Here is a 26,894-nt window from a genome sequence, read left to right on the forward strand (position 1 = left end):
GAGCCCGTCCGTGCGCGCCGGCAAAGCGCGCGCGCGCCCATATCCCCCTTTTGGAGGGCTAGGGGAGTGGGTGCCGACATGGTTTGAAGGGACCACGAGATCGCATCTCCCGGTGGGGGAGCAAATGGGCACAGGACAAGGCGAAGATCATGTCCGGCCCGACAGCGCGGAGGAACACGCGCACAGAGGAGGGACTGATGAAGAAGTTTTTGATGATGTCGTCGGCGCTGGCTTTGACGGTGGGCGGTCATGGGACGGCGCTGGCGCAAAATGCCCCTGCCGCCGAGGCGGATAGCGGTGCGGAAGGTATCGGCGACATCGTCGTGACCGCGCGGCGGCAGAGCGAAAGCATCCGCGATATTCCCGATGCTATCCAGGCCTTTGGCAGCGATACGCTGGAACAGGCCGGGGTCACATCGGTCAACGACCTGTCCAGCCTGGTTTCCGGATTCCATGTCGTCGAGGCACAACAGCCCGGCGTTTCGATGGTCAATATCCGCGGGATCGGCCAGAGCCGCTTCAGCGAACCGCCGATTGCCGTCGTCATCGACGGCGTGCAGCAGGTTTCGCCCAATCAGCTGACGCAGGACCTGTTCGATATCGAACAGATCGAGTTTCTGAAGGGGCCGCAAGGCGCGCTTTATGGGCGCAATGCGCTGGGCGGCGCTATCAACATCGTCACCCGCAAGCCGCGCGACTATTTTGAGGGCAGCGTTCAGGGGAGCTATGCCGAAGGCAATGATTACAAGATCGGCGGTTTCATTTCGACACCGATCGGCAAGGACGTCGGCCTTCGCGTTGCGGCAAGCTATCGCAATCGCGATGGCCAAATATACAACAAGACGCTCGATGAAAATGTCGATTATGATGAAACCTATACGGTGCGCGGTTCGCTTTTGGTGCGGCCGACCGACCGGGTCGAGATCGACTTTTCGGGCAGCTATCTCGATCAGAAGGGCGGCGCGGCCTATTATTCAACAGGGCCGGCCAATAGTCCGCGCGAGCCCGTGCTTGCCAATATATTGGGCCTTGGCACCCGCAAGCTTGGCGATGCGTCGGTCAAGTTCAAGCTCGATGCCGGCGATGTGACGCTCCAGTCGGTCACCGCCTATTCTTCGGTGCGTTCCTTCATCTCGGAAGATCTGGATTGGCTGCCCGCTGACCTTCTGGCCGCGACGCAGGATGTCCGGGTGAATGCGATGATGCAGGAGTTGCGCCTGTCGTCCAGTAACGCGGCGGCGCGTCTGCGCTGGGTTGCGGGCGTCTATTTCCTGCATCTCGACCAGAAGATCGATACCAGCCTGTTCCTGCGCCCCGATATCACCGGGCTTCCTGACCCGGTGCGCGCCGACCGGCTGGCGACCAAGGACGACAACAACGCCTATGCCGTGTTCGGCCAGCTCGTCTATTCCGTAACCGACCGGTTCGAAGTGACCGCGGCGCTGCGCTACGACATCGATGATCGACGCCAGAACGACTATACACCGCTTTATGCAGCGGTTCCGGGCCTGCCCCGCGTTTATGAGGCGACGTTCCGTTCGTTGCAGCCCAAAATGTCGCTGGCTTACAAGCTGGAAGGCGGAAACCTCCTCTATGCGACTGCGGCAAAGGGGTTCCGCAGCGGCGGGTTCAACAATAATTCGGTGGTCACGCGCCAGTTCGGGAAGGAAGAATTGTGGAACTATGAACTCGGCTTCAAAACCGTGTTTGCCGACCGCAAGCTCTATGTGAACGGTGCGGCATTCTACACGCCGATCACCGACCGTCAGGTCTATGGCCTCGACCTGCGCATCGGTGCCGCGCAGTTCATCGCCAATCCCATTCCCAAATCGCACATCGTGGGGGCGGAGCTGGAGGTAACGGCGGTGCCGGTGCAGGGGCTCAACCTCAGCTTTGGCGGCACCATATTGCGCACCAACATCGACGAATATGACACGAGCGTGTTCGCCGGCACTGTCACCAACGGCGATTATAAGGGCAACCGGCTCAATCAGGTGCCTGAATGGAGCATCAATGCCGCGGTCCAATATACCGCCGAGCTTGGCGGTGGCGGCAAGTTGATCCCGCGCTTCGATATCAGCGGGTCGGGCGGCCATTATTTTTGGGAGATCGACAATGCCGATCAGCGCGACACCGTCTGGCTGGCGAACGCCCGCCTGACCTATCGCACTGAACGGTTCGAGGTCGCGGCATTCGCAACCAACCTGTTCAATGTCGAATATGACATGGAATATGTCTCCCCCGCTTCCAGCGGCCATATTGCGGGATTGGGCCTCGGCGCGCGCAACATGCCGCGGCAGATCGGCATCAGCACACGGATCAATTTCTAAGGCCACGCCAACCCCGGTACGGGTCCTGCAAGACCGTACCGGGGTTCGTATTTGAGGAAAGGAAGCGTCCGGTGGCAAGAGCAACCCTCGCGAGAAAATTTGCCGCGCCCGCCGATGCGGTCTGGCAATATGTCCGCTGGCATGGCGTGTCGAAGCTCGACCAATATTCCGGCGATTTCTTCGAGAAGATCGAATTCGACGGCGATGTCGAACAGGTCGGCATCACCAAGACCATCTATCCCTTTGGCGGCCATCCGATCCTCGAGCGGCTCGAGGAGTTGAACGCCGCAGAACGCAGCTATCGTTACCGGCTGCTCGATGTCGGCGATCTGCCGATTACCGATTATTGCGGCTATGTGCGCGTTACCCCCGCCGGGCCCCACGCCTGTCACCTGAAGATCGAGTGCGACTACACGCCCGTCGACGTCACCGCCGCCGAATGGGAGCGCATATGGACCGAGATGGAAACGAGCCTGATGGACGAGATTTCGCTGCTCGTTGAGAATATCGCTCCCGATGCTCAAAACGCCGCCGCCTGATCGTGGCGCAGTCCGACCCGCAGTCGCTATCGGCCGCGCTCTGGTCGCATCACACCGCACCATTTGAACCGGGGCAGTCGCTCCGCGGACGGCAAACGGCCGACGTCGTCATCGTCGGCGCAGGCTATGCGGGGCTGTCGGCGGCGCTGCACCTTGCCGAACTGGGGAAGGCGGTCGCGATCATCGAGGCCGACCGGCCCGGCGGTGGGGCTTCCGGACGCAACGCTGCTGGCTGGATTCCGGCCTATCTCGATCGCACGCCGAATGATGTCGAGGCGCTTCTTGGCGATGCGCCGGGACAGGCGCTCAACAGGATGATCGCCGATGGCGCACGGTTGGTGCCCTCGCTGATCGAGACGTACGGCATCGCGGCCGACATGCGGCGATCGGGGATATTGGTGGCCTCGGGACTGCCGAAGGAGGCCGAGGGGCTGCGTGCGCTCGCCGCGTCGTGGAACGCGCGCGGCGGCGATGTCGATTTCGTCGATCATGCGGAGGCGCGCCGCATCACGGGAAGCTGTCGTTTCAGCCAGGGACTACTCTACCGCGATGCGGGAACGCTCAACCCCTTCGCTTATGCGACGGGACTGGCGGAGGCCGTATGTGATGCCGGGGTCTCCATCTATTGCGGTCAACCGGCGATCGGCATCGATCGCGATGGCGAAGGCTGGCGGGTGCAGACGCCAGTGGGCGAGGTGACGGCTTCCCGCGTCCTGATTGCGACTGAAGGTTATGAGGCGAATGTCACCCTTTGGCCCGGGCTGGAACGCTGCTGCTATCATGTGCCGATGGCCATGATCGCGTCGGAACCGGCGCCCGAGGTCGCGGTGCGGATGATGCCGGTGGGCATCCCGGTCAGCGATACCAACAAGAGCAATCCCTTCTGGTCGATGGCCACCGCCGAAGGGCGGATCGTCGCCTCGCTGTTGCCGCCGCGTTCCTATGGACTGAGTGCCGCCGAGGTCGCGCGGCCTTATGAAGCCAAGCTGCGGCGCCTTTACGGCGATGTGCCGGCGCTGCGCTGGTCGCATTTCTGGATCGGCACCGTCGCCATATCGGCCGAGCGTATTCCCCGGCTGCTGTCGCTGGCGCCGGGGGTTCATGCGATCGGCGGCTTTTCGGGCCAGGGCATTGGAGCGGCGACGGCTGCGGGGCGCGAATATGCGCGACTGATCGATGGCGGCGGTGATCCGGAGGCATGCCGTCTGCCCATTTTTGAACCGCGCGCGCTGCCGATGCGCTGCGCCGTCCCTTTTCTTGTCCGCCATGTCGCGGCGCCGCTCGGCCGTGCGACCGACCGCTCGTACCGCCGCATGGCATCCGCCTATCAGGAGAATTGATCATGCCGATTGTGACCGTTGCCGAACATGTGAAGGCCCCCGCGCAGGTGGTGTGGGAGCATATCAACTGGCACGGCGTGGCGAAGCTTGAGGGCGGACTGTTCAAGCGGATCGAGTTCTTCGGCGACACGCCCGTCGCGGGCATCACCAAATTGATCCATCTGGCCGAGGGCCTGCCGGTGCTCGAACGCCTGGAAGCGGTGGATGAGGATGATCGCACCTATCGCTATCGTGTGATCGACGAGGGCGACCTGCCGGTCACCGACTATTGCGGCTATGTGCGGGTCACCCCCTGTGGTCCCGCCGCCTGTCATGTGAAGATCGAATGCTCCTTCACCCCGGTTGCGGTGACCGAAGAGGAATGGGCGAAAACGTGGACCGCGATGGAACAGTCGATCATCGCCCAGATCCGCGAGCTCACGGGCGCATAATGGGGTTCGTCAGAAATTGCTGGTACGCTGCGGCGTGGAGCAGCGAAGTTCAGGGTCAGCCCTGCCACGCGCAGATCATCGGCGAACATATTCTGCTGTTTCGTGGGGAGGCGGGGCAAGTGATCGCGCTGTCCGACACCTGTCCGCATCGCTTTGCGCCGCTGCACATGGGCAAGATCGTCGGCGACGCGATCGAATGCCCGTACCACGGCCTGCGTTTCAACGCCGAGGGACGCTGCGCGCACAATCCCTTTGATCCCAATATCAAATTGCTGGCGGTTCGTATCCCGGCTTATCCCGTGGTCGAGCGCGACCGCTTCATCTGGATCTGGATGGGCGATGCCGATCGGGCGGATGAGGCGCTGATCCCCGACTTTCCGTGGCTCAACCAGACCGACGTTTACACGATGACGGGTGAGCATGTGATGCGGCAGCCGCTCGATTATGAGCTGGTACTCGACAACCTTATGGACCTGACCCACGGCCAGTTCGTGCACCCGGCCACATTGGGCAATGAATCGATCGCCACCGGATCGCTCAAGACGCGGCAGGAGGGCAATCGCGTCTATTCGGATCGCTGGAATCCCGATGGCGACGCCCCGACGCTGTTCGTCCTGCCGGGCGTCGTGCAGGCAGACGACAAAGTCGATTACTGGAACGAGATGCGCTGGGACCCGCCGGGCGCCTATTATCTGGAAGTCGGGGTTACGCTGGCCGGACGCCCCCGCGCGGAGGGCGATTATCTGGGGAGCGTCCATATGCTGACCCCGGTCGACGCCGAAAATTGCGTCTATCGCTACATGCTGTTCCGGACCTTTCAGCCCGGCAATGCAGAGGTCACCAAGGCATTGGAAGACTTGGCTAACTATGCCTTCCGGTCGGAAGATGAGCCAATGATCAAGGCGGTTCAGGACCGCATGGCCGGGCGCGCATTCTGGGACATGAAACCCGTCGTGCTGAAAACCGATCATGCCGGCATTTTGGTGCGGCGGATACTGGACAAGCTGAAGGCGATGGAAAGCGACGATTGACGATCGGAAGGGGGGAGGCGGTGTCCCCCCTTTGGTTGGCTACGCCGGATCGCTTCAAACCATATGATCGCATTCATCCCGCACCGCGCAAACAGGGCGCGGGCGATTTCAGGACCGGCCCATATCCGATGGGGCCGGCTGCAATATGGTCAGGAGAGTAAGCATGAACGCCCCTACCGCCAATCCGCAGGACAAGCTCTATGTTCGCGAACCCATCCCCGTGTCCGAGCGCAAGCGCGTCACCGGCATGCACGTGCCGCGTGAGGGCGAGGACGGGCTGTTCAGTCAGTCGTGGTTCCCGATCGCGCTGTCGGAGGAGGTTCCGGTCGGGACCATCATCGGCCGTGACTTCCTCGATGGCCGCGTCGTGATCTATCGCGGTGTCGACGGTGTTGCGCGGATCCAGAGCGCTTATTGCCCGCACATCGGCGCCGATCTGGCGGTCGGAACGGTCATCGAAAACCGCGTCCAGTGTGCGTTTCACAAATGGGAATATGATGTAAACGGCATGTGCGTGAAAACCGGCGCGGGCTTTCCGCCCCCGGCGAACGCCTGCCTCTACACCTTTCCGGTGACCGAGCGTTTTGGCATCATCTATGTCTTCAACGGCCACGAGCCCCTGTGGCAACTTCCCGATTTCGAATATGCCGACGATGAACTCGTCTCCACCGCCTTCGTGTCGGAACTCTACAACTGCGATCCGTGGATTTTCGCGTCGAACACCCCCGACACCCAGCATGTCGCGGTCGTCCATGGTTTCCGTTTCAAGGCCGACGATCCATCGAAGACCTGTGCGTGGGAGGATTGGGGCTTCCGCATGAAGATCGACGCCTGGCACCAGGATGACGAGGAACTGGCGTGGGAGGCCGGCATTTATGGTACCAGCATCTTCCTTCAGCAGGGGATGACCGACGGCTGGTGGCTCGGCATCGCGGCGGGCTTTTCGATGCCGCGGCCGGGGACGCATGTCGTGTATATCTCGGCGCTCGTCCGCAATGTCGAGATGGAGGGCGGCAAGACGATTCAGGAGCGGCTCGACTATGGAAAAATGCTCCTCGCCCGCACCGCGGCGGAGGACAAGCCGATCCTCGACAGCATCCACCACCGCGTCGGTTTCCTGACCAAGGCCGATACCGCGCTCGGCAAATATTTCCGCTTTTTGCAAAATTATCCGCGGGCCCACCCCTCGGCCGATTTCATTCGCTGATCTTACTGGAGTTACCACCATGTCCAATACCGCCCCCGACCCGATCAAGGCCGTCATCAAGGAACGCAGCGATCTGTTCGAACGCAATTTTGCCGCCGGCGATGCCGCCGGACTGGTACGCGATTATTATGTGCCTGACGCCATGGAACCGCTCGTCTCGGCCGGCGAAGGCCCGGCGCTCGTCGGCCACGCCGCGATCACTGCCTTGTTCGAAGGCTTTACGGGCGCGTTCGAAAAAGCGCGTCAGGTACCGCGTTTCATCCGCGCCGACGGTGATCTCGCCTATGAGGTTTCGAACTCCTATCTGACGCCCAAGGGCGGCGGGGAAGAAGTCGAATATCGCTATGTCGCGACCTGGCGGCGGTGCGAGGATACGTGGCGGGTCGATTCCGACTTTTTCGCTCCCGGCCCGCTGGTCTGACGCCGTGGCAAGTTTCGAAGTCGCCGCGCGGTTCGATGCTCCGGCCGAAGTCGTCTGGTCTTTCGTCAGCTGGGAGGGGATGCCCCGGCTGACCGAGGGCGGGTTCTTCACCAGCGCGGATTTTCCGGCCGGGCCGGAGGTGCGACCCGGCGCGCTTCGCCGGGTGACCACGCCTGACGGTTCGGCGTTCGTCGAGGAACTGATCGAACAGCGCGTAGGCCGTGTTTTTTCGCAGCGCTATCGTCTCGTCGATACGGGGCCTTTCCCGTTGACCGACTATGAGGGCATGGTCGTGGTGACGCCGGCGGGTGAGGGTTGTTGCCTGAAGTTCGGGCATAGCGCGACGCTGGTCGATGTCGCGGAAGAGGATTGGCGGGCGTCATGGCTGGCAATCGAACATCAGGTGTTCGATTTCATCCGCGGGAAAATTGCTGAAGCTGACCGTCTCTGAGACGGAGGCTCCTGTGGCTCTGGTCGAATCTGTGATCTGAAACTCCTGACCTGCGGGGTGTTGCGGCGGTCCTGCGATGTGACGAGTTCGGAGGCGGTAGAGAGAATGGAATAGAACGCATGCCGCGGGCGTAAGCGGCATATGACCGAGAAAACCATTGTCCCAATCCGGGCGCTCCGCACCCGTCCACTGCGCATCGCGCTGTTTTCGGGTAATTATGACTGCGTTCGCGACGGTGCGAACCGCGCCTTGAACCGCCTCGTCGCCTATTTGCTCACCAAGGTCGGTGCACGCGTACGTATCTATTCGCCGACGGCGCCGAAAAAGGCCTTCGCATCGGTGGGTGATATTTTTCCGGTCAAGTCGGCCAGCATCCCCGGACGGCCCGAATATCGGCTGGCGCTCGGCTTTACGCGCGCCGCGCGCGAAGACCTGACGGCGTTTGCGCCCGATATCGTCCACCTGTCCGCGCCTGATCTGCTTGGCCGGCAGGCGCAGAAATATGCGCGCGCGGCGGGCATCCCCGTGGTGGCCAGCCTGCATACACGCTTCGAAACCTATCTCGATTATTATCGGCTTGGGTTTCTGAAGCGTCCCGTTGAAGCCTATCTGGACCGCTTTTATGGCGACAGCGACCGGATATTGGTGCCCACACCGCCCATCATGGCGGAGATGACGGCGCAGTTCGGCAGCGAAAAAGTGTCGATCTGGTCCCGCGGCGTCGATCGGGAGATGTTTCACCCGGCATTGCGCAGTCAGGCGCTTCGCGCACAATTCGGCTATTCGCCCGATGACGTCGTGCCCTTGTTCTTCGGGCGGCTTGTGCTCGAAAAGGGTCTGGATGTCTTCGCTGAGGCCGTTGCCGCGCTGCGGTCACAGGGCCATCCGGTACGCCCGATGGTCATCGGCGACGGTCCGGCGCGCGACTGGCTGGCCCGCAATCTGCCCAATGTGACGTTCCTGGGCTTCATGGAGGGCCGCGAACTGGGGCAGGCGGTTGCGAGTGCCGACCTTCTCATCAATCCCAGCGTCACCGAAGCTTTCGGAAACGTCAATCTGGAAGCCATGGCATCGGGGCTCGCGGTTCTTTCGGCCGATGTTGCGAGCGCTTCCACGCTCATCGACCATGGCCGCACCGGTATGCTCATCCCGGCCGACAAGCCGGAGGCCTATGCCGAAGCCGCAGCAGAGCTGATCGGCCAGCCGGCGCGCCTTCGGGCGCTTGGCCGGTCGGCCAGCGCGGCGGCCGACCGCTATTGCTGGGACGAGATATTGGGCGAGGTGGCGCGCGTTTATGGCCGGATGGCGGGTCGTGATATTGCTTTGCCATTTGCCAAGGTCGCCTGAAAATGATGGCGAAAGCTCCGCCCCGAACCCACATAGGGCGGCGATGACCGGCAAATGGAACGGCGACGACGATGTGACGGGCGATCTGGCGTCCATGCGGCGCTATGCCCGCGCGCTGGCGCGCGACGACCATGATGCCGACGATGTGGTCCAGGATGCGCTGGTGCGCGCGATCGAGCGGCAGTCGACTTTCCAACCGGGGCGCAGCAGGCGGCGCTGGTTGCTGGCGATCGTCCATAATGTCTTCATTTCCGGAACGCGGCGCAAGGTGGCCGAGGCGCGTCGCGACAATCATTTCGCAGATACGCTGGTGGCCCATTCGGACGCGCCACAGGAACATCATGCCCGATTGAGCGAAATCGCTCAGCGGTTCGCGGCGCTCCCCGAGCATCATCGCGCCGTTCTGCACCTGACGGCGATCGAAGGTTTGAGCTACCAGCAATGCGCCGAGCTGCTCGATGTTCCGGTCGGGACCATTATGTCGCGACTGGCGCGGGCGCGGGCAACGCTGCGGCGGCAGGAAGATGAGCGGCCCGAAGCAGCGGGACTGCGCATAGTGGGAGGACGCGATGACCGATGATCCGAGCGACCTGGAGTTCGATGCCTATATCGACGGCCAGCTCGATACCGAGGGGCGGTTCGCCGTCGAAGATTATCTGCGCCAGCATCCGAAGATGGCGGCGCGCATCATGGGCGATTTGGGCACTCGAAGTGCTTTGCAGCTCATGGCTCGCGACACACGGCCCTTGCCGTCCGGACTGACCGATCTGATGACCGGGCATTTCGCCGCCCGGCCGCCGCGCTGGCGCCGGTGGGCGCCGCTTGGCGGTCTGTCCGCGGCGGGGCTGGCGGCGTTGATGCTCGTCGTGGCACAGGGGCGGCCCGACTATGTCGATGATGCGCTGACTTCGCACCGCATCGCAATTATGCGGGCAGGACTGGATTCACAGATCGAGGTGCCCCGGTTCGATGCGAAGGAGATTCGCGCGGCGACCAATATTGCGGTTCCGGCGGTTCCGGCGGGTTGGAAGATCACCGATGTTCAGCTCTTCCCGACCGAGCGGGGCCCCGCCTTGCTGATGGCCGTCACGACGACTGCAGGCGATCGTCTTTCGATTTTTGCGCAGAACGAAAAGACAGACGCGCCCGAGCGCCCGGACGCGGTCCGCGCGGGTTCGCAGTCGGTGGCCTACTGGCGGCGCGGTGACATGTCATACGCCCTTGTCGGCGAAAGCGATCCGCGGGCGATGGACGCGACAGCGGAGGCGCTTGTTCGGACATGGTCGTGAAGTGCGATCGCAGGGCAGAGAAACCAATCGGGGCCGTCAGGGTCCGCCTCTGCAAAGCCGCCACCTGCAACATTACCGACGCGTAATATGTCGCCAATGACGGGGTAGGGCGGCCACAGCTATGACGCCTTTCGAATGGAGGATGGCATGGCTCTACCCGTATCCAACGCCGAACTCGACGAGCGCACCTGCCGCTTGATCTGCCCGATCGCGGCGGCGATGGTCGGGGTCTGCCTGACGGGGATCGGGATATTGCAGGTCACGATCAGCGTTGTGCGGCACTCCACATTTGCCGACGATCTGTTGTCGATTGACGCGCTGCTTTTCCTGACCGCGATGTTGTCATCCTATTTTGCCTTGCGGCTGAATTCGTCGCGGCGGCTGCACCGGCTCGAACAACTTGCGGACGCCAGCTTCATCGCCGCTATGGTGTTGATGACGGTCGCGTGCTTCGTCATCACCTATGCCGTCCATCTCTAGGCGAGGCGCCCGTCGACGGCGATCGGCAGGGTCAGCCGGACCAGCAGCCCATGCGGCGGGTTGGGTTCGATGCGCATCGTGCCGCCATGTAGATGCGCAATGGTTTCGACGAGCGACAGGCCAAGCCCCGCGCCGGTCCCGCCGCGTGCGGGGTCGAGACGGACAAAGCGCCGCGCCGCGTCGACCATTTGGTCCTCGTTCAGGCCCGGCCCGTCATCGTCCACGACCAGGTCGATGGTGTTGCCGTCCAAATGGTGCGCGCCAATTCGGATCGTCGATCCGCCGGTGGCATATTTGAGCGCATTGTCGACAAGGTTCGAAAGCGCACGCACCAGCAATTCGCGGTGCGCCAATATGTCGATTTCGGACGGCGCATCGACGACAATCGCAAAGCCATGATCTTCGGCCAATGGGCCATATAGCTCGGCCAGGTCTTCCAACATCGGGTGCAAGGCAAAGCGCGTGAACTGGTCGCGGCCGATCCCCGCTTCGGCGCGGCTGATTTCGAGCGCCGTGTCGAGCAAGCGGTGGAGGCTGTCGGCCTCTTCGATCGCACCAGCGATCGCGGCCTGCGCCTCCGCATCATGCGTTCGCCCGAGCGCTTGCTCGAGGCGCGCTTTCATCCGCGACACCGGCGAGCGCAGGTCATGCGCCATCGAATCGGTCACCATGCGTAATTCGCGCACCAGTCCCGCAATGCGGCCGAACATCGCGTTGATCGAGATTGCCAGCCGATCGAACGCGTCGCCGGTTTCGTCGCGTTCGACCCTTGTGTCGAGCTTGCCGCCGACAAACGCCTTCGTCGCGCGCGAGAAAACATCGATGCGCCGCGCCAATATCCATGCCACGAGTCCGGCCATCAGTGCCGCGATCGCGATGCCGACGGCTAGCGCGTAAAGAAAGGCTGCCTGGCTGGCCTCCGCCAACTGGTGCTGCGCTTCCAAAAGTTCGCCGGTCAGCAAGGCATAGCCGCCGGGCAAACGGGTCGTCACCATGCCCATCGGCTCGGCGACCGCTGCGCCATCGCGGGAAAGCGATATCTGGTGCCAGTGAGAGGTATCGGCGATCGTCGCCGGCCAAATATGCAGGTTGCCTGCAATCCGCTGGCCGGTCGGCCCCTTCAGCAGGACGATGAAATTGCGGTCGTCGCGCACCTTCAACCGATAATCGATCGCCTCGATCAGACCCGGCAGGCCTTGCTGCCGATAATCGTCGATCAGATCGTCGCGCGCGACCTCGGCGGCGGTGCGGGCGTCGGCAAGGATCGTCGCCGAGGTGAAGCGGTGCACCACGGTCAGACCCAGCGCCAGCGCGGCAACCTGCGCGAGCACGAGCATCAGCGTCAGGCGGACGATCGTGCTGCCGAAAATCCAGTGCCGCACGCGCGCTAGTCCGGGTTGCCGAGCATATAGCCCGCGCCGCGAATGGTATGGACGAGCGGCTTGTCGAAGCCGTCGTCGACCTTGCGGCGCAGGCGGCTGACATGAACGTCGACGACGTTGGTGCCGGGGTCGAAATGATATTCCCAGACGCCCTCCAGCATCATCGTCCGGGTCACGACCTGATCCTTGTGGCGCAGCAGATATTCGAGCAGCCTGAACTCGCGCGGCTGGAGGTCGACGCGCTGGCCCGCGCGCGTCACGCGGCGGTTGAGCAGGTTCATTTCCAGATCGTCGCACGCCAGCGTGGTTTCGGCGGCTACTCCACCCATTGGCTTGGCCATCAGCAACTTCAGCCGCGCGAGCAGCTCCGAAAAAGCGAAAGGCTTGGCCAGATAATCATTCGCTCCCGAGGTCAGCCCCTCGACCCGCGCATCGACCGCGCCGAGCGAGGACAGGATGATGACCGGGGTCGCGATTTGCGCGGCGCGCATCGCGGCCAGCACTGCCATGCCGTCCATTCCGGGCAGCATGCGATCGAGGATGATCGCGTCGTAACTGCCGTCGGTCGCATGGAACAGGCCGTCGCGTCCGTCGGCGGCATGATCGACCATGAAGCCCTGTTCGATCAGGCTTTTGCAGATGAAATCCGCTGTTGTCTGGTCGTCCTCGATCACCAATATCTTTTGCGACATAGCGAAACTTTCCAGCCTGACGGCGTGTGCCGAGGAAGCATCTATACCCGCTTGCTGGGGCATGGCGAGGATGAAGCCGCAGGCTCGGGCGCGCATGCTTGCCCGGTGACCGCGCGCCCCTCTTTTGCCCGCGCAGGCCGCGAGACGATATGATGCACCGCGGTCATGCTGCGCGCAAAGGCCATGCCGCGCGGCCCGGCAATATAGCGTGGTTCCCAATGGGTCGCGAACTTCGCCTTATAGCTTCGCAGCCCCTCGAAACCGTAGAGCATCTCGCCATGCCGAAACAGGAAAGCGGCGCCGCGTGCCCAGGCCGGAGCGAGCTTTCGGCCGTCGATCCCCGACAAAGGGGCAATCCCCAGCGTGAACCAGCGATAGCCTTCGGCCTGAGCATGCTCGATCAGGCGGACGAACAGAAAATCCATCGCGCCATAAGGAATATCGCGCGCATGGCGCATCAGGTCGATCGACATTTCCTCATGATTGGGGGTAGCCAGGATATTGGCGAAGGCGACGATGCGTTCGCCGACGCGCACTACCGCGCATGGGAAGCGTGTCAGATAGGCGGGGTCGAAGCTGCCGAGGCTGAACGCCTTTTCGCGCTGCTTTTTCGCGTCGAGCCAATCGTCCGATACCGCCTTGAACTCGGTCAGATGGTGCGACACCTCGTTCGCGGGGATGATGGCGAATATGGCGCCGTCCTGAACCGCGCGGCGCTCCGAATGACGTAGCGACTTGGCCTGCGATCCCGCCAGCGAAAAGGCGGCAAGATCGACCCGCGCCTCCTCGCCATATTTGACGATCGACAGGCCGAGGTCGATCGCGTGGGGAAGGCAGGCGGCGCTGATCTGATAGAGAAGGATGCGACCCTGCGCGTTGTCGGCGCGTTCGCGCAATTTCCACAGCAGGTCGGCCCAGCGGTCCTCGCACCCGACGGGGTCGCCCATCACGATCCAGTTCGCGTCCTGAACCCGGTACATCAAAAAGGCGTCGCCTTCGTCGGCGAGCAGGAACTTTTTGTCGCCGGTGAAGGCAAGAAAGGCATCACTATGATCGGCAACGGCCAGCGCCGGTCCGAGCTGGTCGACAGTGACCTGATTGTCGTCGGCTGCCCGCGACGATGGCGCGAGCAGCCGCCAAATCGCAAGACCGGCGACCAGCACCGCGACGCCGAACAGCGCGCGCAGAAAGCGCGGGGCGTCGCCGTTCAGGCTGAACTGCCACCACAGGCTGCTGGTGTAAGCGACATGTTTATAAGCAAAAAAGCCTGCGAAAGCCGAAGTGAACAGCGCGGTCATCGCGGCGATGATCCAGCCGGTCGATAGCGGCGCGTCGAGCAGCGAGGTGCTGCGGTAAAAGGCCGGCCGGCTCCATTGCAGCGCCGCGCATATCGCCGACAGGATCAGCGCTTCTTCATAGTCGAAACCCTTGGCGAGCGAAAAGACGATGGCGGCAAGAAGCAGCGCGCGCGTCGCGACAAAGGCGCCGTCGAGGCGGCGCAGCAATCCGGGGGCAAGGAAGAGCAGCAGCGTCCCCGACAGGCTGGCGGCGAGATGCGACGCCTCGACAAAGGGCAGCGGCAGGACATGTTTGAGTTCGTGCATGCGGCTGAGTTCGGCCGGGGTGGCGCCCGATAGCAGCAGGATCAGCCCGCTCGCGAAGACCAGCGCGGCGAGCAGCGGCGGCGCCAGTTCGCGGAGCAGCGATTGACTGGCTTGGGCGACCTCCTGCGCTGGCCGCCGCCACGCCTTGCTTTCGTGCCAGGCGAGCAGCAGCGCCGCGAGCAGCAGTGGCAACAGATAATAGATGGCGCGATAGGCGAGCAGCGCCGCCAGCAGCTGCGCTTTGTCGCCGGGGACGGTTGCGATCACCACCGCCTCGAACACCCCCAGCCCGCCGGGGACGTGGCTGATCAGCGCCGCGATGATCGCGAGCGCATAGCCTAGGAAAAAGGCGGGATAGGCGGCGGGGTCGGGGGCGGGGAGCAGGACGTAGAGCGCGGCACTTGCGGCAGCGAGGTCGAGCGCGGCGATTAGCGTCATCGCGGCGCTGCGCTTCACATTGGGCAGCGGGGTGCGCCAGCCGCCGATGTCGACAACCTCCAATCCGAAATGACGCAGCAGCAACGGGATCAGGCTCAGGGTCAGCACGACCAGCCCGGCCAGGTGCAGCCAGTGAAGCGACAGCCCCCAATCGAAGAAGGGCAGGATATGCGTGCTCGCCACCGCGGCGAGCCCCGCGAGCAGAATAACGCCGTTCCAAAAGCTGAGGCTCGCCAGCGCGATCACGCTGCCAATCTCGCCGCCGCTCAGCCCCGCCGCACGATAGACGCGGTAGCGCGCCGACCCGCCGGTGAGCAGCGCCAGCCCCAGATTATGGCTGAGCGTGTAGCTGGTGAAAGACGCGAGCGCATAGGTCCGCCACGGCAATGTCCGGTCGATGACTTGCAGCGCGAAACGATCGTACAGCGTCAGCATCAAATAGCTTGCGGCGGTGAGCAGCAGCGCCGCACCGATCTGGCCCGTCGACAGCGCGTCGAAGGCATGGCGAATTTCGTGCGGACGAACCGAATGGAGCAGCCGGAACAGCGCCGTCAGGCCAAGCGCTGCAACAAGCAGCGCGGCGCCGATCGATATGAGCCGCTTGTTGTGCCGGATCCACGCCATGCTACCCCCGAATGCCGTCATCGCCGGGTCCACTCCTGATGCTTGCAGATCAGCCCGCCCAGGATGCAGCCCGATATACGCAAGCTGTTTGCGTTCATTACTTCGATCGTTGAGTAAAAGCGACGTCCCTGGTCAGGAACATAGACCTGCCCCGTCCAGCGCCCCGCACCACTCGCGTGATAATTGCTGAGCAATTCGGTGCCCACCAGCGACGCCACGCCGGCCTCGCGTGCGTCGGCGATCGCCTTTGGACCAGCCCAGACGATATCGCCGCACAAGAGCTGGCCGCAGCCATGTGTGCGGACGACGATCGTTCCCTTGGGATTTTGCCATAGCCCGATTGGCGCCGCGATCGTCGCGGCGCTGGCCCCGCTGGTCAGCGCCAGCAGCAGTGCCATTGCTATCAGTCTCATCTTACTTGCTCCTTGCTGCCTGAGCCACTTCGATCGCGGGCAGGATCGCTGCTTCGACGGCGCGTGCGTCGGAATTCAGCTTGTGCCCGCCGGGCAGGGTGATGCGGCGGACATTGGGCATCTGAAGTTCGGGGCACAGGCTTCCCGCTTCCTTGGCGCCGTGGATGCAGGTGACGGGGACCCAGTTCAGTCGCGATGCGGTCGGGTGCGCGCGTTGGTCGGGGATTTCGAATCCGGCGAGCTCGATCGGCGAGGCGCGGAAGATGATGTCCTCGCCGGGGACGATCAGCACGACCGAGCGGATGGGCTCGCGGGCGTTCACCGGAAATTGCGCGAGCCCCGCGTGCAGCATATCGGCGCCAAAGGATTGACCGATCAGGATGACATGATCGGTCTTTCCCAGCCGCATCGCCCGGGTCATCGCCGTCGCGATCAACTGTGCGACTTCTTGCGGCGTCCGGCGCGGCGAGAAATAGGTCAGCGAATTGACCGTCACCACTGCATAGCCGCGATTGTTCAGCCGCGCCGAAAGTTTCGGCGTCATCCCGACCCGATTGCCCATGTCGCCCGAGAGCATGACGATCGCGGGCCTGGCTGGCCCGGCATCCGCCGCGGGCATGTCGTGGAACAACGGCCCGTTATAATAGCCGGCGTGCAGATAGACTGCGCCCGCACAGGTCGCCGATGCGATGCCGATGACGAGCAGCAGGGTGAAAAGCCATTTCTTCATGCGACATGTCCTTCGCCGTCGGCGTGATCGTCGCGCCTCGACCGGATCAGGATAGGCGTAGATCCCCGTCGGGAAGCTGGCGCGATGATTACGATATTGTCATGTCGCGGCCATGCCCCGGTTGGATCGGAGGGGTTAGAAGGAGGACGTCCAAGGCGGGGCTGTCCCCCTGTCTCCCTCCCGCCGCCGGTTCCGCCTGGACATCCCGGTTCATCTTATCCGCATCGGCGCGGATTTCTGGAGTGAAGAATATGGCACGCTTTCGTACCCTTGTCGGCCTCGGTCTTGCCTCGACGATGATGATCACCGCCCCGGTCTTCGCTTCGACGCCGGCGGCCTCGACAACCACTGCCGCCAAGCCTGTCGCGCATTCGATGGCGAAGCAGGCCGTGGCGCCCAAGGCTGCAACCGCCGCTGCGCCCAAGCGAGTCGCTTCTACCCGGCAAAGCACGCATCTCGCCAAGGCGACGCTCAGCAACGGCAAGAAGGTCACCTATGACTGCCGCCTCGCGGGCAATAAGAACAAGCAGGCTTGCAAGGGCTGAACCCCGGCACCCGCCCAGTCTGACCTGGCCTGCTGTCCGGCCGGTTCCCTGACCCCGGGGAACCGGCCGGTTCGGCATATCCGGTAGCGAACTTCAGCCTGCATGAGTGGGCAGACCAGATTATGGCGTGGTATCCGGCCAAAGCCCGCCTCAAAGGTCGTTATGAAAGGAGCATCTGTACGCCTACGGCGCACAGCGTCAGCCCGAGTATCGTCCGCAGCCGGTGGTTGGATATCCGGGGCGCCCATGCGCTCCCGATCAACACGCCCGGAATCGAGCCGGCCATCAAGCTGGCAAGAAGTATGAAATCGACGCTTCCCATGATCCAGTGACCCACGCCGCAGAGGAGCGCGAGCGGCACTGCGTGCGCGATGTCCGTGCCAGCCAGGCGCGCCGCGGGAAGCTCCGGATACAGGGCGATCAGCGCGAGCGCGGCCAGCGACCCGGCTCCGATCGAGGTGCAGGCCACCGCCACGCCGATGACCGCTCCGACGAGGATTGTCAGATGTCGCCGCTTGGCGTCGGGGAGGCTGGCGCGCGCCTTGGCCCAACGGGAAAGGCGCGCCTGAAAAAATAGTCCCACGCCCGTGAAGGCAAGGACAACCCCCAGCGCCGTCAGGAGCCAGGGCGGCGAGGCCGCCGCGGCGCCGGATTGCCACAGCCAGAGCAGGGCGGCCGTTGCCGCTGGAATGCTGCCCGTCGCCAGGAGACGCAGGAGTTGCCAGTCGATACTTCCCAGCCGGTGATGGATAGAGCTGCCTGCGGTTTTGGTCAGGGCCGCGAACAACAGGTCCGTCCCGACGGCCTTGACCGGATGGATGCCGGCGAGAATCAACAATGGCGTCATCAATGATCCGCCGCCGACGCCGGTCAGTCCGACGAGAATTCCGACGCCGAAACCGGCCAGAATAAACGCCGGGGAAAAATGCTCGGCGGTCAAGGCCTGGTGGTCTCAAGGCGCGGCGTGCCCCGGCGAACCTTGCGCGTGCTGATCATGTGCGAGCCGGGATTGTCAGCAAGGCCATTTCGGCGATCAGCACGACTGAAACGGGGGAGGTGCAGGCAGGATCCCAACGGGTGGCGGCATGTTACGGGCCTTCCTCTGGACGGGCACGGTTCCTTTGTCCCGATATTCATAGGGGGCTTTGGCTTGTCGCGCTATTGCGGAATCTGCGCGGCAAGGGTGGGGAAAGGCTACGCTCTCGTAGATCAGCAGCAGCGACCAGGCGATCCGATCACAGTTTGAGGCCTGCTGAGGACGTTCGCAAGAATGGGATCGAAATTGTCTATCGGCGCTTCTCCGATGAAGATCACCAGAATACCAGCAGGGCTGGCCATACCGATACTTGGAACCGGGTCGCCCTTTCTGGACAAAAATTCCAAAAGGAGAAGGAGGTCACAGATATTTGGGATTTGATCCGGTCGGTGACTGGCAGGGTATATATATCGCGCGGGCTTCTGGAGTGCGCGATCGACATCGCGCCGATTGACCTCGAGCCGCACACGGCCCTCGAAATTGCTTGCGGATACCGTGGTGATGAACGGCGGGCCTAAAAACTCGCAGATTCAAAAAAAGTTCCGCAGGAACGATTTTATTCGACATCGACGCCATCTCGCTCCAACGGGAGCTGAACACGTAACCCAATGTGGAATAGGCAAAAATTGGGGAGCGTGAGGAGCGGAGGGATGGCTGATGGCTTGGAAGAACTGATGGCGCACCAGAGGGCTGATTCTGCCGCCTGTGTCCTGACGTGATCCGCCGTGAAATCCGGAACCCGCAATCCTAGTCCTGTTGAATTGAACCAGGTCGCCTGCGCGGCTTTGAGAGTGATTTCTTTTCTAAAATATTTGTATCAAGTGGGGAAATGAAGAATGAATAACCGGAAAAACGACGCAAATATCTACAAATTTTCTGTCAATCGGAAGGCGGCGCTGAGTCTGGGCGTAGCCTTGTTCGCGCTTGCGTCGGGCGGTCAAGCGATCGCCGCTCCGGGCAATCCCACTTGGCAAGGCGCCGTGAGCGACGATTGGACCGACGGTGACAATTGGTCTGGCGGCGACGCCCCTTCGCTTACCGGTCCCGCTGCGATTGTGGCACCTTCAGCCTCCGATCCCGCACCCGTGATCGACGGCGTTGTGGGCGAGGCCAATGCACTTTTCCTGGGCTCTCTGGACCATGCGGACCTGACCATCCGCAACGGTGGCCAGTTGAACGCGAACAATATCATTGTCGGCAACAGCACCAACAGCGGCTTTCCCGGCATCAACGATGAAAGCGGCGCAATCCTCGTTACCGGAACGGCCTCGGCGCTTTCGGTCGGAGGCCTGACCATCGGTTATTATGGCGACGGCGCGCTGAACATTGCCGACGGCGCCAAGGCGACCATTGGAGCGACGACGTCGGTCGGTGTGATGGCTGACGCAAAGGGAACGATCACCCTTTCAGACCCTGGCAGCCGGCTGGAGGGCGGCAGCCTGCACATCGGCACCGGCGGTGAAGGCGAACTTGTCATGTCCGCAGGAACTTCGATGCAGACAACTTCCTCGGCTTTAGGCGTCAATGCCGGCTCGAGCGGAACGGCCACCATCGCGGGCGCAGACACGAACTGGGCGGTAACCGGAAGTCTTTCCATCGGCAGCGGTGGCACCGGCGACATGACGATAAGTGACGGCGCGGTGGTTTCCGCGACCGGCGACATCAGCATCGGCCGGCAGGCGTCGGGATCCGGAACCCTGACGGTGTCGGGAGGAAGCAGTCAGCTGACGACCGCAACGAATCTTTTCGTCGGATTTAGCGGCGCGGGCGATGCGACCGTCAACAATGGCGGGACCATGAGCGCCGACAAGGTCATTCTTGGTTTCGATGCGGCGAGCTCGGGTACGCTGGTGGTCGATGGTGCCAACAGCGTCGTCAAGGGCACCTCCTATGTCATGATCGGCTATAGCAAGGATGGCGAGGCGACGATCTCCAACGGCGGCACGCTGAAAGCGGACGGCGCGCGGGGTGTAACCATCGGCTTCCTCGCCGGTTCCAACGGCACGCTGAACATCGGCGCCGCGGCCGGAGAAGCCGCAGTTGCCGCCGGCCATATCGATGCCGTCAGCGGCATCAAATTCGGTGCGGGCGCAGGACGGCTTGTCCTCAATCATACCGACACCGACTATGTTCTGGCCGCGCCCCTTTCGGGTATCGGCTCGGTGGACGTCCTGTCCGGGACGACAATTTTCAGCGGCGACAGCAGCCTGTTTTCGGGCAGCTTCACGGTGGATGGCGGCAAGGCCATTATGGCCGGGGCGACCGGGGCTGCGAGCACCACGGTCAATGCAGGCGGCGTGCTGCAGATCGGCAATGGCGGGACCAGCGGCTCGCTCAACAGCGATATCGTGAACAATGGCGCGCTGGTCTTCAATCGCTCCGACGCGCTGCTCCACAATCGCATTATCAGCGGCGGCGGCAGCCTGACCGTTGCGGGCGGCATCATTACGCTGAGCGGCATGAACAGCTTCACCGGCGCGACCAGCATCGAGGCCGGAGCGACGCTGGCGCTGAGCGGACAGGGCCGCATCAACCAGTCCAGCAACGTGACCGTCAACGGTACGTTCGACGTTCGGGCGGCGAGCTCGGCGCAGATCAAGGACCTGGGCGGTAGCGGCACCATCATCGTCGGCAATGCCGGGCTGCACGTGAAAAATGCGTCGCAGACCTTTGCCGGCCAGATCACCGGTACAGGTGGGCTGATGGTCGAAGGCGGCACTCTGACGCTGACCGGCGCCAGCGACTTCACGAACGGCCTTGGCATCAGCAATGGCGCCACCGTCAAGATCGGTGCGGGCGGCACCAGCGGTTCGATCACGTCAAACGTCACCAACTTTGGCACCCTTGTTTTCGATCGCTCCGACGACATCAGCTATGCTGGCCAGATCTCCGGCCAAGGAACGGTGATCAAGGCCGGCGCCAACACAGCGACCTTCACCGGCGCCATCAGCGGCACGCAGCTCAATGTGGAGCAAGGCACTGCGGTGCTTCTGGGCACGATCAACAGCAACGCTTATGTTGCTGACCAGGCCACATTGGTGTTCGCACGCCCCACGGCGACCACATATCGGGGCGTGCTCAGCGGCACGGGTTCGGTTGTGAAATCGGGCGTCGGAACGACGACTTTCTCGGGCGACAGCAGCGGCTTTGCCGGCGATACGACCATCGCGGGCGGAACGGTGTTGCTCACCGGTTCGCTGGGCGGCGATGTGCTGATCGAGACTGCTGGCACATTGCAGGTCGGTGACGGGATCAAGAACGGCAATCTGCTCGCCGACGCCGTGAACAATGGAACGCTGATTTTCAACCAGGTCGGCGACTATGACTATACCGGTGCCCTTTCGGGCAACGGCAATCTGGTCAAGCGGGGCACGGGCACGCTGCTCCTTTCGGGCAATTATGGTTATACCGGTTCGACCGTGGTCGAGGGCGGCATTGTTCGTCTGACCTCGCAACTCGATACGGACTCCGACCTTGTCCTGAACGGGGGCGTGTTCGATCTCGGTGGCCTTGACCAGCAAGTGGCTGGTCTGAGCGGCACGAGCGGTACGCTTGCGCTGGGCACCGGCGAACTGATTGTGATGCAGAATGAAAACACCAGCTTCGGCGGCGGCATCACCGGCACGGGCAACTTCACCAAAGGGGGCACGGGATCGCTGAACCTCACCGGGACAAGCAGCTTTACCGGACAGGTCGATGTCAACAGCGGCCGTCTGGCCGTCAATGGCAAGATGCCGGGCAGCATCGCAGTGAACAACGGCGGCACGCTGGGCGGCACCGGCACAACCGGCACACTGGTCGTGAAGAGTGGCGGTACGCTGGCGCCGGGCAACTCCATAGGCACGCTCAATGTCGCAGGCGATGTGCAGTTCAACGCGGGTTCGATCTTTGCGGTCGAAGTAGACGCAGCAGGTAACAGCGACCGGGTCAATGCGAGCGGAAAGGCCATACTCCAGGGCGGCACCGTCTCGGTGCTCGCGGCAGCCGGTGCGTATCGCTGGGCCAGCGATTATGTGATCCTGACCGCCGCCGGCGGGGTGACGGGTACATTCGCTGGCCTCAACGTCGACCTGCCGTTCCTGTCTCCCTACCTGAACTATGGCGCCAATAATGTAACGTTGACGCTGATACGCAACGACCGCAGCTTCGCCAGCGCCGCCGGCACCGCGAATCAACGGGCCGTCGCGCTTGCGCTGGATGCGAGCATCCCGACCGGTGCTCTCTATCGGGCGGTCGCCGGGCAGGCCGATGTCGCCAGTGCGGCGCGCGCGTTCGACGCGCTTTCCGGCGAACTTTGGGAGACGACGGGCACCTTCATGGTGGACGGCACCCGGCGCCTTGGCGAAATGGTGGTCGGCCGTATGGAACAGGCGGACACGATCAGCCATGCGCTGTCGAATGCCCGCAACGCTGCGCGGGAGACCGATGGCGGGCGCACCGGCATCTGGGGTCAGGCGCTGGGAAGCTGGAACACTGCGAAGGACGACGGCAATGCTGCACGCGCGACGCAGAGCAGCTTCGGCTTCATCACCGGCATCGACACGATGCTGGGCGACTGGCGGATCGGTGTGGCGTTCAACCACAACGAGGACAAGGTGCAGGTAGATGATCGTGGCAGCCGCGCGACAGTCACCGGGTCGGCCATCGCGGCCTATGCCGGTGGCGGCTGGGGCAAGCTGCGCGCGCGTGTCGGCGGTTCCTATGGCTGGCAGGACGTGAAGGGCACGCGCAACATAGCGTTCCCCGGTGTCTCCGAGGATGTCTCCGGCGAATATGATGGCAAGAGCGCCTCGGCGTTCGCGGAGATGAGCTATGCGGCCTCGCTCGGCAAGTTGATGGTCGAGCCGTTCGCGGGGGCAAACCATGTCCGTCTCAAGACCGACGCCTTCGTCGAAAGCGGCGGCGCATTGAGCAAACTGACCGTGGGCAGCCATACGCGCGATGTAACCTACACCACGCTCGGCTTGCGGTTGGGCGCGGTGCTGCCGGTCTCGGAGCAGACGGTGATCACACCGCGCGTCTCGGCGGCTTGGTTGCGCGGCTTTGGTGACGTCGCTGCCGAAGGGCATCGCAGTCTCTCGACGGGCAAAGCTTTCTCCATCGAGGGCATGCCCGCCACGCGCAACGCGCTGCGTCTGGAAGCTGGCGTACAGGCCAATATCCTGCCTGGCGGTTCGCTCGGTGTCTCCTATGTCGGAAATGTCGCCGATCGCTGGAGCGACCAGGGCCTGAAGCTGGGCTTCTCCTACAGCTTCTGACCGGCAGGAGATCGGGCGACCGGTCGTGAATCAATGGGCTGCCGCGCTGCGACGCGCGGCAGCCCTTTTCGTTTCACCGTGGTGAATATGTGCGGGCCGCGCCTCATCAAGGTTCGTTCCATCGATCCACGGACTTGACTGGCAACGCCGCAATCCAGCCGCCATTGGGTGGCGCAGGGCCTTGAGCCTTGCGCCCGCCCGTAGGGAGGATAGCGGTCAGCTAAGCTGACTGGTGGCTATCGCGGCCTGCAACGGGTTCGTCGCACAGCATCAAAATGGCATGATCGACCAGCACGGCCACTTGCGCATCCGTCAGTGCTGCGCGCCGCACCGCAACATGAAAAATGACGCTGCCGACCAGCGTGAAGAATATGAATTCCATTGCCTCGGGCGTCACCCCCTCCGGCTTCAGCCGTCTGAACTCGCGGTAATAATATTCGCGTTCGGCGCTGCCATGGCGTTCGAGCGCCGCCTGCAATTCCGGATGGCCGGGTGCGCTGGCGGAGATGCTTAAAGTGGCCGGCCCGCGAACATCCGACATATATTCGCGTAACGCCAGCGTATGCGCCAGCAAGCCGTCGCGCGGCGAGGCAGCCGGGTCGAGCGCCGGTTCATAGGCGCGTGAGGTTTCGTTGAGGATCGCCTCGACCAGTTCGGCCTTTGACGAAAAACGGCGATAGAGGGTCGAGCGGCTGCAGCCCGCCATATCGGCCACAGCCTCGAAGGTCAGCGCTTCATAACCCTTGCCCGCCAGCACCGTCCAGGCGGCATGACGGATAGCCGCATCCTTGGCCTCGTCGCGCGGACGTCCGCGCGCCCGCGCCAACGGATCAACCCGTGCATCCATCATTCTATCCTTTTCACCGGCTCGATCTCACACAAATCTGTCACAGAATATCGATACATGCCCGTCCCGTAAATAGCATTTCATAGAGGAATTTGCATCGTGACGTGTCGCATTCTCATGTTTTCCAGCCTTTTGGCATTGACCGTCGGCACTGCTGGCACCGCTGTGGCAGCTGATTCGGCACCGAGCGAAGCGCCGGTGGGCGAGGGCGATGCGCCGTCGGGTGATATTGTGGTCACCGCGCAAAAGCGCGAGCAGCGTATCACCGATGTTCCGATGTCGATCAGCGCTTATGGCGCCGAATTGCTCGAGCAGATCGGTGGCACCGAGCTTTCGAAAATCTCGGCGATCACGCCGGGTTTCGTCATCCAGCTTCAGGACAAGTTTGCGCCCGGCTTTTCGGTGCGCGGGATTACGTCCAACGAGTTTTCCCCGCAGGCGGAACAGCGCGTCGCGGTGTTCCAGGACGGGGTCGCGGTGGTGCAGACTGCATCGGCCTATGGCGAATTGTTCGACATCGACCGGATCGAAGTCGAAAAGGGGCCGCAATCGACGCTGCACGGCCGGTCGGCGCTCAATGGCGGCGTTTCGATCTTCCAGAAGCGGCCGGCCGCCGATCTGGGCGTCGAGCTCAAGGGCGGGCTGGGCAACTACAACTATGTTCACATCCAGGGCGTCGCCAATGTGCCGGTCAACGACATGCTCAGGGTCCGCTTCGGTGCCTTGCTGCGCAAGCGCGATGGCTTTGTCGATGATAGCGACGGGTCGGGCACCTATAATGCGGTCAATGCGCAGGCCTATCGTTTCGCTGCGAGCTGGGAGCCCTCCAGCGACTTCGCCTTCCATCTGATCGGAACCTATGACGTCGACGACACCAAGGGGGGCGTTCCTTTCAAGTCGCGCACCTTCCTGCCGCTCGATCAGGCGACCGGCGCCGTCGTCGGCGACCTCAATTTCTGGACGCCGACCCATCTCGATACCTTCGGGACGCTTCCCGATCCCTATTTCCATCGCGAGATACTCGGGCTGAGCGGGACGGCTGACTGGCGCCTCGACGATATTTTCGGCCTGACCTCGATCACCGGTTATCGCTGGTTCGATGCCTGTCAGTCGGGCGACAATGACGGAACGCCGACGAACCTCATCGCTTATCACCAGTGCAATTACGGCGAGCAATTATCCGAGGAAATGCGGCTCAACTTCACGGGGCTTGGTATCTTTGATGGCTTTGTCGGCGCCAGCGTGTTTCGCGCCGACAATGGCATGACGATGGACATGGGCTATGACGAACGCGCGATGGCGCTGCTACTGGGGGGAACATTGCAAAAGCTGGCGCCGCGCGGCCTCACCAATGCCGAGATCAACGCGCTCCTCGGGCCTGCGGCAAATGCGCTCAAGGCCTTTCATCTCGATCAGCAGCGGACGACCGCAAAAATCACCACCTATGACGTCTTCGCCGACGTCACCGCGCATCTGAGCGACCGGCTGGAGCTCTTCGCCGGCGCGCGCGCGACGTGGGACAAGAAGGCACTGACGCTACAAGGGCTGACTCCGCTCGGCGTGTCAAAGCTCACCGGCCGCGGCCTGCTTCTGCAGCCGACACCGGGCGAGGCGGTGATTACCGGCAGCAACAGTTCGAGCAATATCACCGGCCGCGCGGGGCTGCGCTACAAACTGACCCCCGACGTCAGCCTCTATGCCGTTTATGGCATCGGCAAGCGCCCCGAAGTGATGCAGCTCAATCCGACCACGCCGTCGCAGATCATCCCGGCCGAGACGCTCAAGTCGATGGAAGCGGGGGTGAAAGTCCGGCTGCTCGACGGCCATCTCGTCGGCGATGCGTCGGTGTTTCACTATGACTATTCGAACTTCCAGACGCTAGGTCTCAAGGACGGCATCGTTGCCACGGTCAATGCTGGCAAGGCCGACGCCACGGGTTTCGAGGCGCAGCTGAGCTATGCGGTGACGCCGGGCATCTCGATCTTCGGCAGCTATGGCTATAACCACGCCCGTTTTCGCGCGGGGCTTTATGACGGCAATCGCTTCCGCAACAGCCCCGACCATAAATTTGCGATCGGCGGCAATTTCGAAATCCCCGTGTCGGGCGGCAAAATCGGCTTCGCGCCGCTCTATAGCTGGCAATCCAAGATGTTCTTCTTCGAGGATAATGACCGGCTCGATTTGCAGCAGCGCACGCCGGCTGCCTATTCGGACCGGGCGGTTGATGAATTTCAGAACGGATTTGGCCAGCTGAGCGCCCGTCTGACCTTCGCACCCGACGATGCCCGCTGGTCGTTCGCGCTGGTCGGCGACAATCTGACCGACAAAAAATATCTCGTCGATGCCGGCAATACCGGGGACTATTTCGGCATTCCCACCTTCATCGCGGGCACCCGCCGCACCCTTCGCGCCGAATTCGGCTTTAACTTCTGACCTTGCTGAAAAGGAGAGATCTCATG

The 26,894-nt window shown here is 62.8% G+C and carries 22 protein-coding genes; 15 read left to right on the top strand and 7 right to left on the bottom strand.

All coding sequences use genetic code 11. The features are described from left to right. Window positions 1-197 precede the first annotated feature (197 nt). The 12 genes from AC1RRJ_RS11960 to AC1RRJ_RS12015 all read left to right on the top strand — a co-directional run bounded on the left by AC1RRJ_RS11960 (window position 198) and on the right by AC1RRJ_RS12015 (window position 10,866). Window positions 198-2,330, top strand: coding sequence for a TonB-dependent receptor (locus tag AC1RRJ_RS11960; protein ID WP_493122896.1), 2,133 nt, complete (start codon window positions 198-200; stop codon window positions 2,328-2,330). 71 nt (window positions 2,331-2,401) lie between these two features. Beyond that, window positions 2,402-2,869, top strand: coding sequence for an SRPBCC family protein (locus AC1RRJ_RS11965; protein ID WP_493122898.1), 468 nt, complete (start codon window positions 2,402-2,404; stop codon window positions 2,867-2,869). 2 nt (window positions 2,870-2,871) lie between these two features. Then, window positions 2,872-4,209, top strand: a complete 1,338-nt coding sequence (locus tag AC1RRJ_RS11970) for an NAD(P)/FAD-dependent oxidoreductase (protein ID WP_493122900.1) — start codon at window positions 2,872-2,874, stop codon at window positions 4,207-4,209. 2 nt (window positions 4,210-4,211) lie between these two features. Then, window positions 4,212-4,640: an SRPBCC family protein gene (locus AC1RRJ_RS11975; RefSeq protein ID WP_493122902.1), complete on the top strand. Its 429-nt coding sequence runs from the start codon at window positions 4,212-4,214 to the stop codon at window positions 4,638-4,640. Further along, window positions 4,640-5,671: a Rieske 2Fe-2S domain-containing protein gene (locus tag AC1RRJ_RS11980; protein WP_493122904.1), complete on the top strand. Its 1,032-nt coding sequence runs from the start codon at window positions 4,640-4,642 to the stop codon at window positions 5,669-5,671. The genes AC1RRJ_RS11975 and AC1RRJ_RS11980 overlap by 1 nt, the downstream gene beginning before the upstream one ends. Before the next feature lie 163 nt (window positions 5,672-5,834). Continuing rightward, window positions 5,835-6,878: a Rieske 2Fe-2S domain-containing protein gene (locus tag AC1RRJ_RS11985; RefSeq protein ID WP_493122906.1), complete on the top strand. Its 1,044-nt coding sequence runs from the start codon at window positions 5,835-5,837 to the stop codon at window positions 6,876-6,878. A gap of 19 nt (window positions 6,879-6,897) precedes the next feature. Continuing rightward, window positions 6,898-7,299, top strand: a complete 402-nt coding sequence (locus AC1RRJ_RS11990) for a YybH family protein (RefSeq protein WP_493122908.1) — start codon at window positions 6,898-6,900, stop codon at window positions 7,297-7,299. A gap of 4 nt (window positions 7,300-7,303) precedes the next feature. Then, window positions 7,304-7,750, top strand: a complete 447-nt coding sequence (locus AC1RRJ_RS11995) for an SRPBCC family protein (protein WP_493122910.1) — start codon at window positions 7,304-7,306, stop codon at window positions 7,748-7,750. A gap of 141 nt (window positions 7,751-7,891) precedes the next feature. Further along, the gene (locus AC1RRJ_RS12000; protein WP_493122912.1) at window positions 7,892-9,097 is read left to right on the top strand and encodes a glycosyltransferase family 4 protein; all 1,206 of its coding nucleotides are present in this window, start codon (window positions 7,892-7,894) and stop codon (window positions 9,095-9,097) included. 43 nt (window positions 9,098-9,140) lie between these two features. Then, entirely contained in the window at window positions 9,141-9,677 is a 537-nt protein-coding gene (locus AC1RRJ_RS12005) for a sigma-70 family RNA polymerase sigma factor (protein ID WP_493122914.1), read from the top strand. Continuing rightward, window positions 9,667-10,386, top strand: a complete 720-nt coding sequence (locus AC1RRJ_RS12010; protein ID WP_493122916.1) for an anti-sigma factor family protein — start codon at window positions 9,667-9,669, stop codon at window positions 10,384-10,386. The genes AC1RRJ_RS12005 and AC1RRJ_RS12010 overlap by 11 nt, the downstream gene beginning before the upstream one ends. Before the next feature lie 147 nt (window positions 10,387-10,533). Then, window positions 10,534-10,866 carry a hypothetical protein gene (locus AC1RRJ_RS12015; protein WP_493122918.1) on the top strand — a complete coding sequence of 111 codons (333 nt, stop codon included), beginning with the start codon at window positions 10,534-10,536 and terminating at the stop codon, window positions 10,864-10,866. Here the strand turns inward: AC1RRJ_RS12015 and AC1RRJ_RS12020 are convergent. The 5 genes from AC1RRJ_RS12020 to AC1RRJ_RS12040 are packed head-to-tail and all read right to left on the bottom strand — an operon-like array spanning window position 10,863 to window position 16,749. Continuing rightward, window positions 10,863-12,248: a sensor histidine kinase gene (locus tag AC1RRJ_RS12020; RefSeq protein WP_493122920.1), complete on the bottom strand. Its 1,386-nt coding sequence runs from the start codon at window positions 12,246-12,248 to the stop codon at window positions 10,863-10,865. The genes AC1RRJ_RS12015 and AC1RRJ_RS12020 overlap by 4 nt on opposite strands. Before the next feature lie 5 nt (window positions 12,249-12,253). Then, window positions 12,254-12,940, bottom strand: coding sequence for a winged helix-turn-helix domain-containing protein (locus AC1RRJ_RS12025; RefSeq protein WP_493122922.1), 687 nt, complete (start codon window positions 12,938-12,940; stop codon window positions 12,254-12,256). A 41-nt stretch (window positions 12,941-12,981) separates the two neighbouring features. Further along, on the bottom strand, window positions 12,982-15,627 hold the full coding sequence (gene mprF, locus AC1RRJ_RS12030; RefSeq protein WP_493122924.1) for a bifunctional lysylphosphatidylglycerol flippase/synthetase MprF: 2,646 nt from the start codon (window positions 15,625-15,627) through the stop codon (window positions 12,982-12,984). Continuing rightward, the gene (locus AC1RRJ_RS12035; protein WP_493122926.1) at window positions 15,624-16,019 is read right to left on the bottom strand and encodes a DUF2147 domain-containing protein; all 396 of its coding nucleotides are present in this window, start codon (window positions 16,017-16,019) and stop codon (window positions 15,624-15,626) included. The genes mprF and AC1RRJ_RS12035 overlap by 4 nt, the downstream gene beginning before the upstream one ends. 1 nt (window position 16,020) lies before the next feature. Next, window positions 16,021-16,749 carry an AcvB/VirJ family lysyl-phosphatidylglycerol hydrolase gene (locus AC1RRJ_RS12040; RefSeq protein WP_493122928.1) on the bottom strand — a complete coding sequence of 243 codons (729 nt, stop codon included), beginning with the start codon at window positions 16,747-16,749 and terminating at the stop codon, window positions 16,021-16,023. A 251-nt stretch (window positions 16,750-17,000) separates the two neighbouring features. Here AC1RRJ_RS12040 and AC1RRJ_RS12045 point away from each other — a divergent pair, with 251 nt between their 5' ends. After that, complete coding sequence (locus AC1RRJ_RS12045) at window positions 17,001-17,294, top strand: hypothetical protein (protein ID WP_493122930.1); 294 nt, start codon at window positions 17,001-17,003, stop codon at window positions 17,292-17,294. A gap of 160 nt (window positions 17,295-17,454) precedes the next feature. On the opposite strand, the gene AC1RRJ_RS12050 is transcribed toward AC1RRJ_RS12045, so the two are convergent. Continuing rightward, window positions 17,455-18,234 (bottom strand): sulfite exporter TauE/SafE family protein, encoded by a 780-nt coding sequence (locus AC1RRJ_RS12050; protein ID WP_493122932.1) that lies wholly within the window; start codon window positions 18,232-18,234, stop codon window positions 17,455-17,457. A gap of 1,076 nt (window positions 18,235-19,310) precedes the next feature. Here AC1RRJ_RS12050 and AC1RRJ_RS12055 point away from each other — a divergent pair. After that, a complete protein-coding gene (locus AC1RRJ_RS12055) occupies window positions 19,311-23,588 on the top strand; it encodes an autotransporter outer membrane beta-barrel domain-containing protein (protein WP_493122934.1) in 4,278 nt (1,425 codons plus the stop codon). 220 nt (window positions 23,589-23,808) lie between these two features. Here AC1RRJ_RS12055 and AC1RRJ_RS12060 read toward each other — a convergent pair whose 3' ends face one another. After that, entirely contained in the window at window positions 23,809-24,438 is a 630-nt protein-coding gene (locus AC1RRJ_RS12060; RefSeq protein WP_493122936.1) for a TetR/AcrR family transcriptional regulator, read from the bottom strand. Window positions 24,439-24,600: 162 nt separating this feature from the next. Between AC1RRJ_RS12060 and AC1RRJ_RS12065 the strand changes: the two genes are divergently transcribed. Continuing rightward, the gene (locus AC1RRJ_RS12065; RefSeq protein ID WP_493122938.1) at window positions 24,601-26,868 is read left to right on the top strand and encodes a TonB-dependent receptor; all 2,268 of its coding nucleotides are present in this window, start codon (window positions 24,601-24,603) and stop codon (window positions 26,866-26,868) included. The last annotated feature ends 26 nt before the right edge of the window (window positions 26,869-26,894 follow it).

The organism is Sphingopyxis sp. GW821-FHT12C06 (genome assembly GCF_058807415.1).

Coding starts and splice junctions, on each gene's coding strand:
- AC1RRJ_RS11960 (WP_493122896.1), top strand. CDS start 198: ATGAAGAAGTTTTTGATGATGTCGTCGGCGCTGGCTTTGACGGTGGGC.
- AC1RRJ_RS11975 (WP_493122902.1), top strand. CDS start 4,212: ATGCCGATTGTGACCGTTGCCGAACATGTGAAGGCCCCCGCGCAGGTG.
- AC1RRJ_RS11980 (WP_493122904.1), top strand. CDS start 4,640: ATGGGGTTCGTCAGAAATTGCTGGTACGCTGCGGCGTGGAGCAGCGAA.
- AC1RRJ_RS11985 (WP_493122906.1), top strand. CDS start 5,835: ATGAACGCCCCTACCGCCAATCCGCAGGACAAGCTCTATGTTCGCGAA.
- AC1RRJ_RS11990 (WP_493122908.1), top strand. CDS start 6,898: ATGTCCAATACCGCCCCCGACCCGATCAAGGCCGTCATCAAGGAACGC.
- AC1RRJ_RS12000 (WP_493122912.1), top strand. CDS start 7,892: ATGACCGAGAAAACCATTGTCCCAATCCGGGCGCTCCGCACCCGTCCA.
- AC1RRJ_RS12005 (WP_493122914.1), top strand. CDS start 9,141: ATGACCGGCAAATGGAACGGCGACGACGATGTGACGGGCGATCTGGCG.
- AC1RRJ_RS12010 (WP_493122916.1), top strand. CDS start 9,667: ATGACCGATGATCCGAGCGACCTGGAGTTCGATGCCTATATCGACGGC.
- AC1RRJ_RS12015 (WP_493122918.1), top strand. CDS start 10,534: ATGGCTCTACCCGTATCCAACGCCGAACTCGACGAGCGCACCTGCCGC.
- AC1RRJ_RS12025 (WP_493122922.1), bottom strand. CDS start 12,940: ATGTCGCAAAAGATATTGGTGATCGAGGACGACCAGACAACAGCGGAT.
- mprF (WP_493122924.1), bottom strand. CDS start 15,627: ATGACGGCATTCGGGGGTAGCATGGCGTGGATCCGGCACAACAAGCGG.
- AC1RRJ_RS12035 (WP_493122926.1), bottom strand. CDS start 16,019: ATGAGACTGATAGCAATGGCACTGCTGCTGGCGCTGACCAGCGGGGCC.
- AC1RRJ_RS12040 (WP_493122928.1), bottom strand. CDS start 16,749: ATGAAGAAATGGCTTTTCACCCTGCTGCTCGTCATCGGCATCGCATCG.
- AC1RRJ_RS12045 (WP_493122930.1), top strand. CDS start 17,001: ATGGCACGCTTTCGTACCCTTGTCGGCCTCGGTCTTGCCTCGACGATG.
- AC1RRJ_RS12060 (WP_493122936.1), bottom strand. CDS start 24,438: ATGATGGATGCACGGGTTGATCCGTTGGCGCGGGCGCGCGGACGTCCG.